The 17,987-nt window shown below is 62.5% G+C and carries 17 protein-coding genes; 12 read left to right on the plus strand and 5 right to left on the minus strand.

Features of this window, described 5'->3' with window-relative positions:
* The first annotated feature begins 158 nt into the window (after positions 1-158).
* The 6 genes from BZG29_RS21435 to BZG29_RS21460 all read left to right on the plus strand — a co-directional run bounded on the left by BZG29_RS21435 (position 159) and on the right by BZG29_RS21460 (position 7,919).
* Positions 159-1,148: a malate dehydrogenase gene (locus BZG29_RS21435; RefSeq protein ID WP_034789110.1), complete on the plus strand. Its 990-nt coding sequence runs from the start codon at positions 159-161 to the stop codon at positions 1,146-1,148.
* A 111-nt stretch (positions 1,149-1,259) separates the two neighbouring features.
* Positions 1,260-2,258, plus strand: coding sequence for an aldolase/citrate lyase family protein (locus BZG29_RS21440; protein ID WP_034789112.1), 999 nt, complete (start codon positions 1,260-1,262; stop codon positions 2,256-2,258).
* A gap of 13 nt (positions 2,259-2,271) precedes the next feature.
* Entirely contained in the window at positions 2,272-2,817 is a 546-nt protein-coding gene (locus BZG29_RS21445) for a hypothetical protein (RefSeq protein WP_077407384.1), read from the plus strand.
* 88 nt (positions 2,818-2,905) lie between these two features.
* Positions 2,906-5,626 carry an aconitate hydratase AcnA gene (gene acnA, locus BZG29_RS21450; protein WP_077407388.1) on the plus strand — a complete coding sequence of 907 codons (2,721 nt, stop codon included), beginning with the start codon at positions 2,906-2,908 and terminating at the stop codon, positions 5,624-5,626.
* Positions 5,627-5,840: 214 nt separating this feature from the next.
* A complete protein-coding gene (locus tag BZG29_RS21455) occupies positions 5,841-7,094 on the plus strand; it encodes a DUF2863 family protein (protein ID WP_077407391.1) in 1,254 nt (417 codons plus the stop codon).
* Positions 7,095-7,151: 57 nt separating this feature from the next.
* A complete protein-coding gene (locus BZG29_RS21460) occupies positions 7,152-7,919 on the plus strand; it encodes a CPBP family intramembrane glutamic endopeptidase (RefSeq protein ID WP_171985082.1) in 768 nt (255 codons plus the stop codon).
* Here BZG29_RS21460 and BZG29_RS21465 read toward each other — a convergent pair.
* Both BZG29_RS21465 and BZG29_RS21470 read right to left on the minus strand, forming a co-directional pair.
* Positions 7,908-8,372, minus strand: coding sequence for a CYTH domain-containing protein (locus BZG29_RS21465; protein ID WP_077409221.1), 465 nt, complete (start codon positions 8,370-8,372; stop codon positions 7,908-7,910). The genes BZG29_RS21460 and BZG29_RS21465 overlap by 12 nt on opposite strands.
* Before the next feature lie 12 nt (positions 8,373-8,384).
* Positions 8,385-9,506: a M14-type cytosolic carboxypeptidase gene (locus BZG29_RS21470; RefSeq protein ID WP_077407397.1), complete on the minus strand. Its 1,122-nt coding sequence runs from the start codon at positions 9,504-9,506 to the stop codon at positions 8,385-8,387.
* Between the two features lie 302 nt (positions 9,507-9,808).
* On the opposite strand from BZG29_RS21470, the gene BZG29_RS21475 reads away from it, so the two are divergent.
* Both BZG29_RS21475 and BZG29_RS21480 read left to right on the plus strand, forming a co-directional pair.
* Positions 9,809-10,471: a TetR/AcrR family transcriptional regulator gene (locus BZG29_RS21475; RefSeq protein ID WP_077407399.1), complete on the plus strand. Its 663-nt coding sequence runs from the start codon at positions 9,809-9,811 to the stop codon at positions 10,469-10,471.
* A 96-nt stretch (positions 10,472-10,567) separates the two neighbouring features.
* On the plus strand, positions 10,568-10,939 hold the full coding sequence (locus tag BZG29_RS21480; RefSeq protein ID WP_077407401.1) for a hypothetical protein: 372 nt from the start codon (positions 10,568-10,570) through the stop codon (positions 10,937-10,939).
* A gap of 61 nt (positions 10,940-11,000) precedes the next feature.
* Here BZG29_RS21480 and BZG29_RS21485 read toward each other — a convergent pair whose 3' ends face one another.
* Positions 11,001-12,497, minus strand: a complete 1,497-nt coding sequence (locus BZG29_RS21485; RefSeq protein WP_077407403.1) for a succinate CoA transferase — start codon at positions 12,495-12,497, stop codon at positions 11,001-11,003.
* A gap of 160 nt (positions 12,498-12,657) precedes the next feature.
* Between BZG29_RS21485 and BZG29_RS21490 the strand changes: the two genes are divergently transcribed.
* Complete coding sequence (locus BZG29_RS21490; RefSeq protein WP_077407405.1) at positions 12,658-13,551, plus strand: LysR substrate-binding domain-containing protein; 894 nt, start codon at positions 12,658-12,660, stop codon at positions 13,549-13,551.
* Between the two features lie 52 nt (positions 13,552-13,603).
* Here BZG29_RS21490 and fucP read toward each other — a convergent pair whose 3' ends face one another.
* Positions 13,604-14,908 (minus strand): L-fucose:H+ symporter permease, encoded by a 1,305-nt coding sequence (fucP, locus tag BZG29_RS21495; RefSeq protein ID WP_077409222.1) that lies wholly within the window; start codon positions 14,906-14,908, stop codon positions 13,604-13,606.
* Between the two features lie 105 nt (positions 14,909-15,013).
* On the opposite strand from fucP, the gene BZG29_RS27930 reads away from it, so the two are divergent.
* The 3 genes from BZG29_RS27930 to BZG29_RS21505 all read left to right on the plus strand — a co-directional run bounded on the left by BZG29_RS27930 (position 15,014) and on the right by BZG29_RS21505 (position 16,216).
* On the plus strand, positions 15,014-15,244 hold the full coding sequence (locus tag BZG29_RS27930) for a hypothetical protein (RefSeq protein ID WP_150131018.1): 231 nt from the start codon (positions 15,014-15,016) through the stop codon (positions 15,242-15,244).
* A 99-nt stretch (positions 15,245-15,343) separates the two neighbouring features.
* Complete coding sequence (locus BZG29_RS21500) at positions 15,344-15,577, plus strand: DUF3563 family protein (RefSeq protein ID WP_077407407.1); 234 nt, start codon at positions 15,344-15,346, stop codon at positions 15,575-15,577.
* 111 nt (positions 15,578-15,688) lie between these two features.
* Positions 15,689-16,216, plus strand: a complete 528-nt coding sequence (locus BZG29_RS21505) for an NADPH-dependent FMN reductase (RefSeq protein WP_171985083.1) — start codon at positions 15,689-15,691, stop codon at positions 16,214-16,216.
* A gap of 58 nt (positions 16,217-16,274) precedes the next feature.
* Here BZG29_RS21505 and BZG29_RS21510 read toward each other — a convergent pair whose 3' ends face one another.
* Positions 16,275-17,981 carry a lactate permease LctP family transporter gene (locus tag BZG29_RS21510; RefSeq protein ID WP_077407409.1) on the minus strand — a complete coding sequence of 569 codons (1,707 nt, stop codon included), beginning with the start codon at positions 17,979-17,981 and terminating at the stop codon, positions 16,275-16,277.
* Positions 17,982-17,987: the final 6 nt, after the last annotated feature.

Below are 17,987 nucleotides of genomic sequence, written 5' to 3' on the forward strand. Positions count from 1 at the left end.
TGTCGGCCAGCCACTCTGGCCTCGTGCAGCACAAGCGTGACGGCAGCGTACGCCAGCAATTCGGTGGCGCGTGCCGGTTTTGGTATCATTATAGTTTTTCCGGATAAGCGTAAGCCCAGCTTCAAGCCCGTTTTCTTTCCCATTTTTGGAGATTCATCATGGCTAAAACCCCAATGCGTGTTGCAGTGACCGGCGCCGCCGGCCAGATCGGCTACGCCCTGTTGTTCCGCATCGCCAATGGCGACATGCTCGGCAAAGACCAGCCTGTCATCTTGCAACTGCTTGAAATCCCGGACGAAAAAGCCCAGAAGGCGCTCAAGGGCGTGATGATGGAAATCGACGATTGCGCATTCCCGCTGCTGACGGAAATGACCGCCCACTCCGATCCGCTGACGGCATTCAAGGATGTCGACGTGGCCGTACTGGTTGGCGCGCGTCCACGCGGCCCAGGCATGGAACGCAAGGACCTGCTGGAAGCGAACGCCCAGATCTTCACCGTACAAGGCAAGGCGCTCGACGCCGTCGCTTCGCGCAATGTCAAAGTGCTGGTGGTCGGCAACCCTGCCAACACCAACGCCTACATCGCCATGAAATCGGCACCATCGCTGCCGGCGAAAAACTTCACCGCCATGCTGCGCCTGGACCACAACCGCGCGCTGTCGCAAGTCGCTGCCAAGACCGGCACCGCCGTGAAAGACATCGAAAAGCTGACCGTCTGGGGCAACCACTCGCCAACGATGTACGCCGACTACCGCTTCGCCACCGTGAACGGCAAGGCTGTCAAGGACCTGATCAACGACCAGGAATGGAACGCCAACACCTTCCTGCCAACCGTCGGCAAGCGCGGCGCGGCCATCATCGAAGCGCGCGGCCTGTCGTCGGCAGCGTCGGCAGCGAACGCCGCCATTGACCACATCCATGACTGGATGCTGGGCACCGCCGGCAAGTGGACCACCATGGGCGTTCCTTCGGATGGCTCGTACGGCATTCCTGAAGGCACCGTGTTCGGCTTCCCGGTCACCACCGACAACGGTGAGTACACCATCGTTCAAGGTCTGGAAATCGATGCCTTCTCGCAAGAGCGCATCAACCTGACCCTGAAAGAACTGACCGAAGAGCGCGAAGGCGTGAAACACCTGCTGGCGTAAATCCAGTATTGGCGGCGCGGCCTGAGCGCCGCCCGCCAAGAAGGCCGCCCTGCGAGATTCGCGGCGCGGCTGTTTTCTCAAGTAGTTTTTACCTGCAGAAATGCCTTAAGCATGCACCCTTCCGAGGTTTTATTCCAAGGCAAACGCCAGCCGCTGTTGCTCGCCGCTTGCGACCACTACGCCGGCTCTGAAAAGCTGATGCGTAAATCGATTGCTTTGCAACAAGAGCTTGGCCCCCTGTTCGACATCACGTTCGACTGCGAAGACGGCGCCAGCGCCGGCAATGAAGAATCCCACGCCCTGATGATCGCCGGCCTGCTGGCCAGCGACGAGAACCAGTTCAACCGCATCGGCGTGCGCGTGCACGACGTCGACAGCCCGTTTTTCGCGCGCGACGTGGAAATCATCTGCACCGCCGCCTCGCGTCTGGCCTACATCGCCGTGCCCAAGGTGGGCGGCGTGCAGGACGCCATGCTGGCCATCGACCTGATCAACCTGCACGCGCGCCGCGCCGGCCGCGACAACCTGCCCGTGCATATCCTGATCGAGACGCATGGCGCGCTGCGCGACGCCTATGCGATCGCCGCCCTGCCCCAGGTCGAATGCCTGTCCTTCGGCATCATGGATTTCGTCTCGGCCCACTACGGCGCCATTCCCGCCGCCGCCATGCGCACGCCGGGCCAGTTTACGCACCCGCTGGTGGTGCGCGCCAAGCTCGAAGTGGCGGCTGCCTGCCACGCGCACGGCAAGGTGCCATCGCACAACGTGACGACCGACGTGCGCGATTCGGCCGTGGTGGCGAATGATGCCCAGCGCGCTACTGCCGAGTTCGGCTATACGCGCATGTGGAGCATCCACCCGGACCAGATCAAGCCCATCATCAAGGCCTTCACGCCGCGCCTGTCCGAAGTCAACGAGGCCAGCAACATCCTCAATGAAGCGCTGCGCGCCAACTGGGGACCGATTGCGCAAAATGGCCGCTTGCACGACCGCGCCAGCTACCGATATTATTGGACCGTTTTGCAACGCGCCAAACTGGCAGGCCTCGGCCTGCCCGAGGCGGCCGCTGCATTACTCAACGCCCCCTCTTCCAGCACCACTGAAAACTGACAGGAATTACACGATGTCCCTCTCCAAATTAGCAATTGCCTGCAGCGTCGCGCTGGGCGCCATGACCCTCACGCTGGCGCCGGCCAGCTTCGCCGCCACGGCAGAGGCAAATCCCAAGGCAGTCAAGGCCAAGCCAAAGGCCAAGGCCAAGGCCACCAAGGCCGCCGCCAAGGAAGCGCATCCGCTCGCCATGTCGGTCGCCGACAAGGAAGAGTCCGACGAGCCGGACACCGCTGGCTCGGCTTCCACCGATTTCAATTGTGAACTTGGTAATAAAATTACCATCTACACCAATGCGACCGACGACAAACACATCGCCCTGCGCTGGAAGAAGCGCCTGCACCGCCTGAGCCGCGTTGGCACCACCACCGGCGCCAACCGCTTCGAGAACCGTTTGTATGGTCTCGTCTGGATCGGCATCCCGGCCAAAGGCATGCTGCTCGATTCCAAGCAGGGCCGCCAGCTGGCCAATGAATGCAAGGATGCGGAGCAAGCCAAGCCGGCGGCAGTGGTGGAAGCCGCGCCATCGCTGGGCGTGTTGCCGGCGACCGGCGGCTGATGTGAGCAGCAAGGGCCTCTTCGGGGGCTCAGTCATGTTTTGTAATTTGAATAATCAATAAATAGACGATACCCAACAAGGAGAGGTCATGTCCCGCAACACTCTGAACACGCTCAAGGACTTTAATATTTCGGATAGCAAGAAGGGCAAGCTGTACTCCCTGCCTGCGCTGGAAAAAAGCCTGGGCATCAATGTCTCCCGCCTGCCAGTGTCGATTCGTATCGTGCTCGAATCGGTATTGCGCAACTGCGACGGCAAAAAAGTCACCGAAGAACACGTCAAGCAATTGGCGAGCTGGGGCCCGACCGCCGAGCGCACCGACGAGATCCCGTTCGTAGTGGCGCGCGTCGTGCTGCAGGATTTCACCGGCGTGCCGCTGCTGGCCGACCTGGCAGCGATGCGCAACGTGGCCGCCAAGATGGGCATCAACGCGAAGAAAATCGAACCGCTGGTGCCGGTCGACCTGGTGGTCGACCACTCGGTGACCATCGATCACTACCGCGAAAAGAAAGCGCTGGACCTGAACATGAAACTGGAATTCTCGCGTAACAACGAGCGCTACCAGTTCATGAAATGGGGCATGCAGGCCTTCGACACCTTCGGCGTCGTGCCGCCGGGCTTCGGCATCGTCCACCAGGTCAACCTGGAATACCTGGCACGCGGCGTGCACCACGCAGGCAAGAAAGCCGGCGATGTGTACTACCCTGACACCCTGGTCGGCACCGACTCGCACACCACCATGATCAACGGCATCGGCGTGGTCGGCTGGGGCGTGGGCGGCATCGAGGCGGAAGCCGGCATGCTGGGCCAGCCGGTCTACTTCCTGACGCCTGACGTCATCGGCGTGAACCTGTCGGGCGCGCTGCGCGAAGGCTGCACCGCCACCGACCTGGTACTGACCATCACCGAATTGCTGCGCAAAGAAAAAGTCGTCGGCAAGTTCGTCGAATTCTTCGGCGAAGGCACGGAATCACTGACTCTGACCGACCGCGCGACGATCGCCAACATGGCACCGGAATACGGCGCGACCATGGGCTTCTTCCCTGTCGACGAAGCAACCATCGATTATTTCAAGGGCACCGGCCGCAGCAAGGCTGAAATCGCCGCGTTCGAAGGCTACTTCAAGGCGCAAAACCTGTTCGGCGTGCCAAAAGCCGGCGACATCGACTACACCCGCGTGGTGGAACTGAACCTGGCGTCGGTTGCTCCGTCGCTGGCCGGCCCGAAACGTCCGCAAGACCGTATCGAAATCGGCAACGTCAAGGCGAACTTCGCCGAGCTGTTCGCCAAGCCAACGACCGAAAACGGCTTCAACAAGAACCCGGCCGACCTGGCTGCCGTGTACGAAACGACGAACGGCGTGAAAGTGTCGAACGGCGACGTGCTGATCGCCGCGATCACCTCGTGCACCAACACCTCGAACCCGAGCGTGATGCTGGCTGCCGGCCTGCTGGCCAAGAAAGCCGTGGAAGCCGGCCTGAAAGTTGCTCCGCACATCAAGACATCGCTGGCCCCTGGCTCGCGCGTCGTGACCGAGTACCTGACGGCCGCCGGCCTGCTGCCATACCTGGAAAAACTGGGCTTCGGCGTGACCGCCTACGGCTGCACCACCTGTATCGGCAATGCGGGCGACCTGACGCCTGAGCTGAACGCCGCCATCGCCACGCACGACATCGTCGCGTCGGCCGTGCTGTCGGGCAACCGTAACTTCGAAGCGCGTATTCACCCGAACATCCGCTCGAACTTCCTGGCTTCGCCACCGCTGGTCGTCGCTTACGCCATCGCCGGCAACATGACGCGCGACCTGATGACGGAACCGGTCGGCAAGGGCAAGGGCGGCAAGGACATCTACCTGGGCGACATCTGGCCGACCTCGGCTGAAGTCTCGGCCATGATGAAGTTCGCCATGAACGCCAAGGTGTTCAAGGACAACTACGCCGACGTCAAGGGCGCGCCAGGCAAGCTGTGGGAAAAAGTCACCACCGTGTCCGGTCAAGTCTACAACTGGCCGAAATCGACCTACATCGCGGAACCACCGTTCTTCGACAACTTCTCGATGACGCCAGCGGCAGTGGCCACCGGCATCGAAGGCGCGCGCGCACTGGGCGTGTTCGGCGATTCCATCACCACCGACCACATCTCGCCAGCCGGCTCGATCCAGGAAAACGGTCCTGCAGGCAAGTGGCTGAAGGAAAACGGCGTCCTGAAAGCGGACTTCAACTCCTACGGCTCGCGCCGCGGCAACCATGAAATCATGATGCGCGGCACGTTCGCCAACGTGCGCATCAAGAACCGCATGATCCCTGCCAAGGCAGACGGTTCGGCGGTCGAAGGCGGCATCACGATCCACCAGCCTTCCGGCGAACAGATGTCGATCTACGACGCAGCGATGAAATATGTTGCTGAAGGCACGCCAACCATGGTCTTCGGCGGCGAAGAGTACGGCACGGGCTCGTCGCGCGACTGGGCAGCCAAGGGCACCCAACTGCTGGGCGTGAAAGCCGTGATCACCCGTTCGTTCGAGCGCATCCACCGTTCGAACCTGGTGGGCATGGGCGTGCTGCCGCTGCAATTCATCGGCGACGACAGCGTGCAGACGCTGGGCATCACCGGCAATGAAACCTTCGACCTGAAAGGCCTCGAAGGCGAAATCAAGCCACAGCAACTGGCTACCCTGGTGATCCACCGCGCCGACGGCTCCAGCCAGGAAGTCAAAGTCCTGCTGCGCATCGATACACCGATCGAAGTCGACTACTACAAGCATGGCGGTATCCTGCCATTCGTGCTGCGTCAACTGCTGGCCGAGTAATCAGCCCAGCTGTGAGGTAAGATAAAAGCGCCGGTTCCGACCGGCGCTTTTTTTTCGTCCCGGCACCCCGTTTTTCCTTGAAATTCAGACTATTGGCATGATCTAAGGACAGCTTACGTATTGCGTGCGGCTGAATCCTCTACAATACGGTTATAAGGGTTTATCATTGTTTGACTGATCCATTTTTTTCACTTTCCGAGACTCTTATCCCGCTATGCGTCGTCCTTCCAAAGATTCATCCCATAAACTGACTGCCGACAGCCAGCGCCTGGTCACCTTTGCCCAGGCGATCGTACAGGCAGCCAGCCGTCTCGAAGAGCGGTCCTGGGAACACAGCCTGGATACGCAGCTCCAGAAATTACTCAAAACCGGCCACCAGGACACCATCGACAACACCCTGGGCAGCCTGTTCAAGGAAGACTTGAACGCCTACGACGTGCTGATGGACTGCGTTGAAGCCGTCAGCGAATCAACCGTCGTCACGCATGAAGACGTGCGCCACGACGCCCTGCTGGTCGCCGTGCCCATCCTCGCGTGGACGCGCTTTTCCATCGCCTCCGGCCCCATGGCCGGCGACGCGCACGGCGTGCTGTCGGCGCATTTCGCCGCCCACCTGCTGGCAGACGGCACGAAGATGGCCATGGCGCCGACCCTGTATTCGATCGATCAGTTGCCGCGCAGCCACGTCGAAACCTATGCCAAGACGCAAAAACTGGCACTGGCCGCTCTGAAAGGCACGGCCGTCAAGCCCTCGAGCAAAGAGGCGGAAACGGCGCCCTTCCTGGCCGATACGCGCTACCTGCTGGTGGCCGTGGTGGCCCCAAGCGGCGCCCCCCTGTTCCGCTGGCAAACGCCAGCCAGCCAGCCCGACTTCATCAAGGAGCGCAGCGCCGCCCTGGAGCAATGGCGCACGCAGGCGACGCCGACGATTGCCCGCCTGCTGCCGGGCTGCGGCCTGGAACTGCTGCTGCCGGAAGCGTACTACGTGGCCTGCCGCGAAGCGGACAAGCTGATCCGTCCCGTCTCCGTGCGCGCCGCCGTGCACTACCTGACGCACACGCTGGCCATCGAGCCGTCGGAATTGCGCGCCGTCATCGCCGGCTTCGGCGAGGAAGCGGCCGATGGCCAAGTGGACGAGTACCGCATCGCCTTCACCCTGCGCCAGGCGCCGGACGTCATCTACGGCATCGTCTGGCCCCTGTACGGCCAGGAAGACGAGGATGGCACGCCGATCGAAGGCCTGATCCAGGTCGGCATCGCCGCGCTGGACAAGCAAAAGACACCGGTCGATGAGATTATCGAGCATCTGAACGCCGCCGGCGTGACGCAGATCAAGCGCCATGCGGAACGTTTTGTCGGTGAATACTGCGACGACTGCGGCGCACCGCTGTTTGCCGACCCCGTGGGCGAGCTGGCGCATGCGGAAATGCCGGAAGATACGCCGCAAGGCACCGAGCATTTCCATTAATTGATGACGCATCGGGCCGGAAGCTTTCTTCCGGCCTTTTTTTTGCCCCGGCCGCCGATGAATTCCAGCCCAGCCTCGCTCTCTCCGCTGCGGCCAGCATTGCTGGCGCTGTCGTTCCCCATGCTGGCAATGTTGCTGGCGAGCGCATTCATCGCCATGCGCGTCATGGGCACGCTGGGTCCGTTGAGTTTGTTCTGGATGCTGCCGCTGAGTTTTTGCGTGATGGCGGCCTTGCCATGGATCTTGCTGTCGCCGCACGGACGGCGCAGCATCGGCTTGCAAGCGCCCTCGGGCAAGGCGCCCTATGCCCTGGCGCTGGCCTGCGGCGCGGCGGCCGCACTTCTATGCTTTACGCTGGGCATGCTGCTGTATGGCACCACGCCGGACAACTGGTTTGTCAGCATAGCAAGCAGCTTTCGCCGTACGGCCCCCACGGCCGGACTGAACGTCTGGATGCTGCACTTGATGATTACCGTGCCGGCCTGCATCTTCAGTCCGATCGGCGAGGAGATTTTCTTTCGCGGCGTGCTGCAAAAGGCGCTGGAGGAAAAACTGTCCGTGCGCGTCAGCACCTGCATTGAAGCAGGGCTGTTCGGCCTGGCACACCTGTGCCACCATGGCTTGAGCATGACGGCTGCCGGCCTGTCGCTAAATGCGGACTCGGCAGCAGTATGGGTGACGCTGATGTTTGCGACAGCCTGCCTGTTCGCGTGGCTGCGGCGCCGCCATGCTTCGCTACGGCCAGCGATGGCGGCACACGCGGCATTCAATCTGACGATGAATGCCATGATTTTCCAGTTTCTGTGGCCAACATCACCACTGTGAAAACGGATGGCGGATCAAGTTGGCGTTGTAGTAGCGCGCATCGCCCGACACTTCCGCGCCAATCCAGTCGGGTTTCTCGAACGGCTGGTCTTCCGAGGCCAGTTCGATCTCCGCCACCACCAGGCCCGCGTTGGCGCCCAGGAACTCGTCGACTTCCCACACCATGCCCGCGTGCTCGATGCGGTGGCGGACCTTTTCGATCAGCGGCTGTTCGCACAGGCCGTCGAGCAGTTCGGCCGCGTCGGCCAGCGGGATCGGATACTCCCACTCGCCGCGCGTCGCGCCCACGTTCGCCCCCTTGATGGTCAGCATCGCCTGCTCGCCTTCAATGCGCACGCGCACCACGCGCTCGCGCGCGGACGACAAATACCCCTGGCGCAGCAGGACCGACTGACCCTGGCCGCGCCAGGCGTCGCCGGCAAGCAGAAATTTACGCTCGATCTCGATACCCATGAACAACGCCGTTCAATCCAGCGACAGCAGGATAGGCTGCAGCATGGCTGCGCCCAGGGCCGCGCTGCGCGCGCCGTTCCAGCCGACGGCCGGATCCGGCAAGTCGGCGTTTTCCTTGAACGGCATTTCCAGGGTCAGCGCCAGGCAGCCGAAGTGGTGACCGATGTATTTCGATGCCAGAGTCAGCATGTCCGACTTGTACTTGCTGGCCGCATAGCCGAACTTGTCCTGGAAGTCGGGGCTGGCCTGCTTGTAGCGCTCGATGAAGGCCTTCTGGTGCGCCGCTTGCGCCGGCGTGAAGTTTTCCAGCATTTCGTTGCCGGCCACAAAGTTGTACGGCAGCGCTTCATCGCCGTGGATGTCGAAGAACATGTCGACGCCCGTTTCGTGGATCTTGCTTTTCACGCACAGCACTTCCGGGCTGGACGCCAGCGATGGCGTCATCCATTCACGGTTCAGGTTGGCGCCTGCCGCATTCGTGCGCAGGTTGCCACGGATGGAGCCGTCCGGGTTCATGTTCGGCACGATGTGGAACACGGCGCGCTGCAAGAGCTTGCGCGCGATCGGGTTGGCGTCGTCCAGCAGCGAGTCGATCAAGCCTTCGACGAACCATTCGGCCATCGATTCGCCCGGATGCTGGCGCGCGATGACCCAGATTTTCTTTTCCGCTTGCGGATTGCCGATGGTCACCATGTTCATGTCGCGGCCGTCGACCGTGCTGCCCAGGTCGGACACGCGCGCCAGCGGATGCTCGGCCACTTCGCCCAGCAGGCGCAAATGGCGTTCCCACGAATACGGCTCGAAATACGCGTAGTACACGCTGTCGAGTTCCGGCGTGTGCGAAATCGTCATGACCTGGCCATCGAACGACGTCGGCACGCGGAACCAGTTTTCGCTGTCGTAGCTGGCCACGGCCTGGTAGTCTTCATAGCCGGCCGGATAGGTGGCCTGGCCCGCGTTCAGGAAACGCATCGTGCACGCCTGGCCGCGCGCGCCCTGCAGGCGGAAGTGGAACCACTGGTGGATGTCGGCGTGGCTATCCTTGCGCAAGTTCAGGTCGATGGCGCCGGCACTGGTGGCGTTCACCACGTCGATGGCGCCCGAGTCGAAGTTCTGGCTGATTTTAATGGTCATGTAATGATCCCGTCCGAATGTAAGTGTTCCGGCGTTGCCTCGTGGGCCAGCGCCGGCGCGCTAAAAAACGCAGTGTAAGCTATTCCGCTATTTTCCGCCCTTTGGCACCGTTAGCAAAGCCTGGCCCGGCGTTTTATGCACCAATCCGGGGCATCGATGGAAAAGTGCCGGGCAAAAGCGCGAAAAATCGGTCAGCTGTTGCATCTACCGGACAAAAAACTGCTTTGTAACAGCGGCTGACACATTGGCGCCCGGCCGCCCCCCTATAATTCTTGCTTTCATAGAGTCGCCAGGAAAGAGTCGTGGACAAGAAGTTAACTAACATCCAGGAAAGAAAGTTACGCGAGGCTCAGGCGCGGCGCGAGCACATCATCGACGTCGTCAAGGATCTCATCAAGAAGGGCGGCGCGCGCGCCGTCTCCATCCGCAAGGTAGCCGAGGCGGCCGGTTTTTCCACCACCGTCGTGTACGCCCTGTTCCGCGACAAGGCCACCCTGATCGCCCAGGCCATGGACAAGGATTTGCTGGAACTGGTGCGCGCCATGCGCACGGCGTGCGCCAGCAGCATTGACCCGTGGGAACGCATCGCCCTGGTCGGCCGCGCCTACATTGAATACGGTTTCCAGCATCCGGACGAGTATTCGCTGATCTTCATGGAGTTGCGGCCGCACGCGGAAGTCGACGCCGTCGAGGTCGAACACGGCAATATCGAGCAGGATCCGTACGCGTATGCGCTGCACCTGTTTACCGAACTGGCGCAATCGGGCCAGGTGCGCCAGGACGAGCCGGCGCTGCACACGATGACGCAAATCTTCTGGCAATCGCTGCACGGCCTCGTGTCGCTGCGCATCGTCATGGATGCGGGCGACCCGTGGACACCGCACCCGGAAATGAACGCACATATCGACGACCTGCTGGCCGTCGTCACGGCAGGCATCCGCCTGCGCTTTGCACCGCCCTCGTGACGTTTGATCCAGCGCAAACCATCGCGGCGCCAAAAGCGGACAGTGGGGTGACGCCGCCTGCGCTGGTGCAGTGCGGCCCGCGCGAAGGAGTGCGAGATGAACGATGCCTATGCCACGGACCGGCTTGACAAACAGCAAAGCGCGAACAATGCTGTACGGATGGAAGCGCGCCTGACAAAACTGGAAACGGACCGGGAACATGACCGGCAATGGTTCAAGACCCTGGAACAGCGGCTTGGCGAGGGCCTCGACAAGGTGCGCACGGAGTTGCGCGACGAATCGCAATTGCTGCGCGCCGACCTGACGCAATTTCGCGGCGACCTGCGCGGCGACTGTCACGCCTTGCGCACGGAACTGGGCGACATCCGCAAGCACATGCATACCCACTTCCTGTGGTTCATGGGCATCCAGGCCACCACCACGTTTGCCCTGCTGGGCTTGGGCGCCAAGGCGCTGCATATGTATTGAATAGTGAAAAAGGCAGGCGCGGTGCTGCACCGCCCTGCCCTGTGTTTGCGCTGACGCAAACTTACTGCGCTGCCAGCATGCTCTGCGTTTCCTGGTAACGCGTATGCCACGACAGCGCCTGCTCCAGCATGTGCGGCGTATTGCCGCCGCGCTGGCATGCCGCGTCATAATACGCACGCAGTTGCGCGCGGTAGTCGGGGTGCGTGCAGCGCTCGATGATCAGCGGCGCCCGTTCCCGCGGCGCCAGGCCGCGCAAGTCCGCATAGCCCCACTCCGTCACCAGCACGTCGACGTCGTGTTCCGTATGGTCCACATGCGAGACCATCGGCACGACGCTGGAAATGCGTCCGCCCTTGGCCGCCGATTTCGACACGAACATCGACACTTGCCCATTGCGCGCGAAGTCGCCCGAGCCGCCGATGCCGTTCATCATGTGCGTACCGCACACATGCGTGGAATTGACGTTGCCGTAAATATCGAACTCGAGCGCCGTGTTCAGGGCGATGATGCCCAGGCGGCGCACGATTTCCGGGTGGTTGCTGATCTCTTGCGGGCGCAGCACGATTTTCGAGCGGTAATGGTCGATATTGTCCATCAGCTTTTGATGCACGGCGGCCGACAGGGTGATCGACGAGGCCGAGGCAAACGCCAGCTGGCCCGAGTCGAGCAACTCGATGGCGCTGTCCTGCAGCACTTCCGAATACATCGTCATATTGCGGAAAGGCGAGCCGATCAGGCCATGCAGCACGGCGTTGGCGATGGTGCCGATGCCCGCCTGCAGGGGCAGCAATTCCGGGCCCATGCGTCCGGCCGCCACTTCGCCCTCCAGGAAGGCGATCACGTGGCCGGCGATCGCCTGCGTTTCCGCGTCGGGCGGCAAGGCGTTCGACGGGCTGTCGGGGCTGTCCGTGATGACGATGGCGGCGATGCGGGCCGGGTCGATGGCGATGGCCGTGCTGCCCAGACGCTGGTCGACGCGCGTGAGGGGTATCGGTTCGCGGCCCGGCAAGGTTTGCGGAATATAGATGTCGTGCAAGCCTTCCAGCGCCAGCGGCGTGGACAAGTTGATCTCGATGATGACTTGGGTGGCCTGCTGGGCGAACGCCGCGGAGTTGCCCACTGACATGGTCGGGATGATGGCGCCGGCCGCCGTAATGGCCGTCGCTTCGATGACGGCGATGTCGACGGCCGCCAGGTTGCCCGAGCGCAGCTGCTCGGCCGTTTCCGACAGATGCTGGTCGATGAACATGACTTCGCCGCTGTTGATCTTGCCGCGCAGCACAGGGTCGACCTGGAACGGCATGCGGCGCGCCAGCACGCCCGCTTCGGCCATCAAGCCGTCGCTGCCATTGCCCAGCGAAGCGCCCGTGATCAGGGTCAGGCTCAACGGGTCTTGCAGGGCGCGCGCGGCCAGCGCGCGCGGCAGGGCCTTGGCGTCGCCGGCACGGGTAAAGCCGCTCATGCCGACACGCATGCCGTTGTGGAACAATTTGGCTGCCTCATCGGCGCTCATGATTTTGCTGAGCAAGCCTGGGTGGCGGATACGGTCCTCGTACATCGTGATGCTCCTGATATTCTTAATATTCTCAAACTGGATGGCTGTCATACACCAACCCCATAAGTGGATTCAGTATAAAATCCCGCTTACATGCATGGCATGAATTAATTTCGCCACATCCAGTCGATATTTTCATGCCGCGCCACTGCCGAGCACCCTCTTGGATATCCGTTCCCTGCGCTATTTCGTCGAAACCGTGCGCCTGTCGAGCTTTACGCAGGCTGCGGAATCGCTGCACCTGACCCAGTCCACCATCAGCAAGATGGTGCGCCAACTGGAAGACGAGGTGGGCGCACAATTGCTCGTGCGCGACGGGCGCAAGCTGACCCTGACGGACACGGGCCGCATCGTCTACCAGCATGGCCAGGAAATGCTGGCCAATATGCGCCAGCTGACCCTGGAAGTGCGCGACACCCAGGCCTTGCAGCGCGGCAGCCTGACGGTGGGCATCCCACCCATGATCAATGTGCTGTTTACGCCGGTACTAAAGGCCTTCCGCGCGCGGTATCCGCACATCAGCCTGACCCTGCAGGAAGACACGGGCCAGCAGATCGAGCGCAAGGTGGCGGCCGGCGAGCTGGAAATCGGCATGACGGTGCTGCCGGCCGACCCGGAACTCGACCTCGTGGCCGTGGAAGTGGCCAACTACCCGATCTGGGCCCTGGCCGAGCCGGGCACGTTCCAGAAAAACCGCACGACGCTGCCCTTCAAGGCGCTGGCCGAGCTGCCGCTGGTATTACTCAAGGATGATTTCGCCCTCACGCGCAGCCTGCGCCAACATTTCGCGCAAGCGGGCTTCACGCCGACGATTACGGCGCAGAGCGGCCAGTGGGACTGGCTGGTGGCGATGGCGTCAGCGGGCCTGGGCGTGGCCCTGTTGCCCGAGCCGTTCATCCACCGCCTGGCCGGCGAGCCGTTGGAGGCGGTGCGCATCGTCGAGCCGGAGGTGGCGTGGCAGGTGGCGCACGTCTGGAGCGGGCGCTACCTGTCGCACGCGGCGCGCGCCTGGCTCGAGGTGTGCCAGGACGTGCTGGGCACGCCGTTCGCGCACTGACGTAAAAAAAGGGTGGCCGAGGCCACCCTTTTGATTGATCGCGCCACCTTGCTTATTTGGCAGCGTCGTCCTTGTACATGCTGGCGTACTTCCAGCCGAAGTACAGAATGAAGGTGTAGCACAGGGCCGGCACGAGGAAGGACAGCTGCAGGTTGATGTGGTCGGCCAGGAAGCCCTGGATGAACGGCACGATGGCGCCGCCGACGATGGCCATGCACAGGATGCCCGAACCTTGACCCGTTTGCGCGCCCAGCTTGTTCAGCGCCATGCTGAAGATGGTCGGGAACATGATGGAGTTGAACAGGCCGACGGCGATCAATGCCCACATGGCCGTATGACCGCTGGAGAACACGGCGACAAGGATCAGCGCGATGACGACGGCGGCGTTGAAGGCCAGCGTCTTGCCCGGGCTGACATAGCGCATCACGGCAAAGCCGACGAAGCGGCCCAGCATGGCGCCACCCCAGTAATAGCTGACGAAATAGGCGGCGTCAGCGTGGCTGAGGCCCGCGATATGGCTCTCGCCCAGGAAGTTGATCAGGAAGCTGCCGATGCTGACTTCACCGCCCACGTACAGGAAGATGGCCAGCGCGCCCAGCACCAGGTGGCGGTGCGACCAGATCGAGACCTTGTTGCCGTCCTGCGCCAGGGCGGCCGCATCGTCCGCATGCGAAATCTTCGGCAGTTTGGCCAGCGCGAACAGCACGGCCAGGATCACCAGGGTGGCGGCCAGCACCAGGTACGGGCCTTGCACGGAAGCGGCTTCCTTGGCGCGGTACGCCAGTTGCTCGGCTGCCGGCAGCAGGTCGAACTGCTGCACCGTCAGCACGGTGCCCGACAAGATCAGCATGCCGCCCAAGGCCGGCGCCACGGTGGTGCCCAGCGCATTGAACGCTTGCGTCAGGGTCAAGCGGCTCGACGCCGTCTGCGGGTCGCCCAGTTCCGTCACGTACGGGTTGGCCGCCACCTGCAGCACGGTGATGCCGGCCGCCAGGATGAAGAAGGACAGCAGGAACAGCGCATAGCTGCCGGTGGACGCCGGGTAGAACATGGCGCAGCCGGCGGCAGCGATCAGCAAGCCGGCGACGACGCCGCGCTGGTAGCCGATTTTCTTGATCAGCATGCCGGCCGGCAACGAAACGATGGCGTAGGCGCCAAAGAAGCAGAACTGCACCAGCATCGCCTGGACATAGGTCAAGGTGTAGATCGAGCGCAGATGGGGAATCAGCACATCATTGAGCGAGGTCAGCAATCCCCACATGAAAAACAGTACCGTGACAATGATCAGGGCGCCTGTATTGTTTTGCGTGCCGGCCTGTACGGACTGGATGCCCTGGCCTTGCTTTACGTATTCCATACCTTCTCCATTTTTCAATTCCAAGTTGATCGCGCCAGGCATGGAAGCGTTTCCACCCGGGCAGCACCAGGACGCGCAAGCGCCACGCAGATATCAGCGTGGGCCATGACTGCCATCAGCGATGCGGGACAGGCATGGCATCTCGCGCGTGCGGCAGGCGCACGGCCGACCGTTTCTCGTCAGAACGATGTCTTGTGGGCGCGGCACGCCTGCGGGCTGCGTCTGAAAACAACATCCAGGACAAAAACGTCTTGTAGTAAAACTACGATCCTGCGCCGGCATTATGCCTTAAAGCCCCGTATTGCGCAGCTTTCCCGCCTGTTATCTGAAAAATGAATAGCTGACATTTGAAATCAAAAGTAGCCTTATAACTTGGAATCGTTATACTTATATTGCAGTGCAGCACAACGCGGCACGCCACTCAAGGAGTCTGCCATGTCTACCGCATTTACCTACCACACTACGCAAAACAGCAATATCGTCGCCACCCTGGTCCACGCCGCCAAGCGCGTCGGTGCCTGGCTGAACCAAAGCAGCGACCGCCGCGAACGCGCCTACGAAGAAGCCTACCTGGCCGAATCGACCGACCGCTACGATCTGGAATACCGCATGCGCGAACTGGCCCGTGCCAACCCGCAGCCCACCTGGATGAGCGGCCTGAGCCGTTAAGAGTGCCGCAGTACCCGGTCACTCATTGCAGCCCATCATAGGCTGTTGCAACATCGATAGCACCATCCTGCTCGCCTTGCGCTTGAGCACAGGATGGGCTATACAGGCGGGATGCAAACGCCCATCACCATCCTCGCCATCGCCGGCAGCCTGCGCGCCGCCTCGCTGAACACCGCCCTGCTGCGCGCCATCGCCCGGCTTGCCCCCGCGCCATTCGACATTCGCATCTATCCGGGACTCGGTGAGCTGCCCCTGTTCAATCCAGACCTCGACGCCGACAGCCTGCCGGCCGTGACGGGTCTGCGCGACGCCATCCTGGCGGCCGACGTGCTGCTGCTCGCCAGCCCCGAGTACGCGCACGGCGTGAGCGGCCCCATGAAGAATGCGCTGGACTGGATGGTGGGAAATGAATCGTTCATCGACAAGCCGCTGGTGCTGCTGAACGCCTCGCCGCGCGCCACGCATGCGCAGGCGGCGTTGCGCGAAACGGTGCGCACCATGTCGGCGCGCCTGATCGACGAGGCCTGCATCAGCCTGCCCCTGCTGGGGTCGGGTCTCGACGCGGACGGCATCGCCGCTGACCCGGCATTGCGCCGGGCCCTGCTCGATATGTTGCAGTGCATCAGGTCATTTTCATGACCATCTGCACGTTTTACTATCAATTCATCTAGTTTTACTACGTACTTCTACGGATCGCTCAGTGCGGGATCATGCCGGTGAACACGTACGCCTGCAGCATGGTGATGATGCCGATGATGACGGCAAACAGCAGGCTGTGTTTCAAGGTGAAGCGGAACAGGTCCGATTCCTTGCCCACCAGGCCAGTCGCGGCGCAGGCGACGGCGATCGATTGGGGCGAGATCATCTTGCCCGTCACGCCGCCCGTCGTATTGGCCGCCACCAGCAAGGTATCGGACACGCCGATCTGGTGCGCCGTGGTGTTTTGCAGGGAGCAGAACAAGGCATTCGACGACGTGTCGGACCCCGTCAGGAACACCCCCAGCCAGCCCAGAAACGGCGAGAAGAACGGGAAGGCGGCGCCGCTGCCTGCCAGCAGCAGGGCCAGGGTGGACGACATGCCCGAATAGTTGGCCACGAAGGCAAACGCCAGCACCAGGCCGATCGACAGCACGGGACGGCGCAATTCCACGAGCGTTTCCACGAAGGCCTTGATGCCATCGCGCGGCTTCATGCGCAGCATCCACATCGACAGCACGGCCGTCAGCAAGATCGCCGTGCCCACGGCCGACAGCAGGTCGAGCTTGAAGACGGCGTCATACGCTTTCGGCTCCGCCACGATGGGCATCGTCTTGATCACCAGTTTATCGAGGTAGGGCACGTGGATCTTGACGACCAGGCTCGATAACGCGCCGCCGGCCGCAAACAGCGACTTGAAGCCGGGCAGGCTCCACACGGTGACGATGGCCGTCAGCAGGCCGAACGGCGTCCAGGCGCGCGCCGTCTGCGCCAGCGTGTAGGGCGAGGCGGCGCGGCTGCCGCTGCCGCGCAAGTCCGCAGCACCGCCAGCACCGCCAAAACCGGACAGCGCGGCCGTGCCGCCGCCGACGGCGTGCACCACTTTCGCATTCTTCGGCTGCCACACTTTCAGGAACAGGGTCAGCGACACCAGGCTGACGAGGGCCGAGGTGATGTCCGGCAGCTCGGGGCCGATATGGTTCGACGTGAAGTACTGGGTGACGGCAAAGCTGGCGCCCGTCACCAGGGCGGCCGGCCACACTTCGCGCACGCCGCGCACGCCATCCATCATGAAGACCAGCCAGAAGGGCACGGCCAGCGACAGCAGCGGCAACTGACGGCCCGCCATGGCGCCGATCAGGAACGGATCGATGCCCGTCACCTGGCCCGCCACGATGATGGGGATGCCCATGGCGCCAAAGGCCACGGGCGCCGTATTGGCGATCAGGCACAGGCCCGCCGCATACAGCGGGTTGAAGCCCAGGCCCACCAGCAGGGCCGAGGTGATCGCCACGGGCGCGCCGAAACCGGCCGCCCCTTCCAGGAAGGCGCCGAAGGCAAAGCCGATCAAGAGCACCTGCAGGCGCTGGTCGTCCGTCACCGACAGCACCGAGGCGCGGATGATCTCGATCTGCCCCGTCTTCACGACGATCTTGTACAGGAAGACGGCCGTGACGATGATCCAGGCGATCGGCCACAGGCCATACGCAAAACCATAGCCGGCCGCCGCCAGCGCCTGCGGCACGGGCATGCCGTAGGCGAAAATCGCCACGGCCAGCGCCAGCGCCAGGGTGACGGCAGCCGCCACATGGCCCTTGATGCGCAGCGCCGCCAGGGCGATGAAGAAGAAAATGATGGGAACGGCTGCCGCCAGCGACGACAGCCACAGGCTGCCGAGCGGTGTATAAAGTTGGGTCCAGGTTTGCATGTCGGG

The sequence above is a fragment of the Janthinobacterium sp. LM6 genome, from assembly GCF_002002885.1.
Taxonomy (GTDB): domain Bacteria; phylum Pseudomonadota; class Gammaproteobacteria; order Burkholderiales; family Burkholderiaceae_D; genus Janthinobacterium; species Janthinobacterium kumbetense.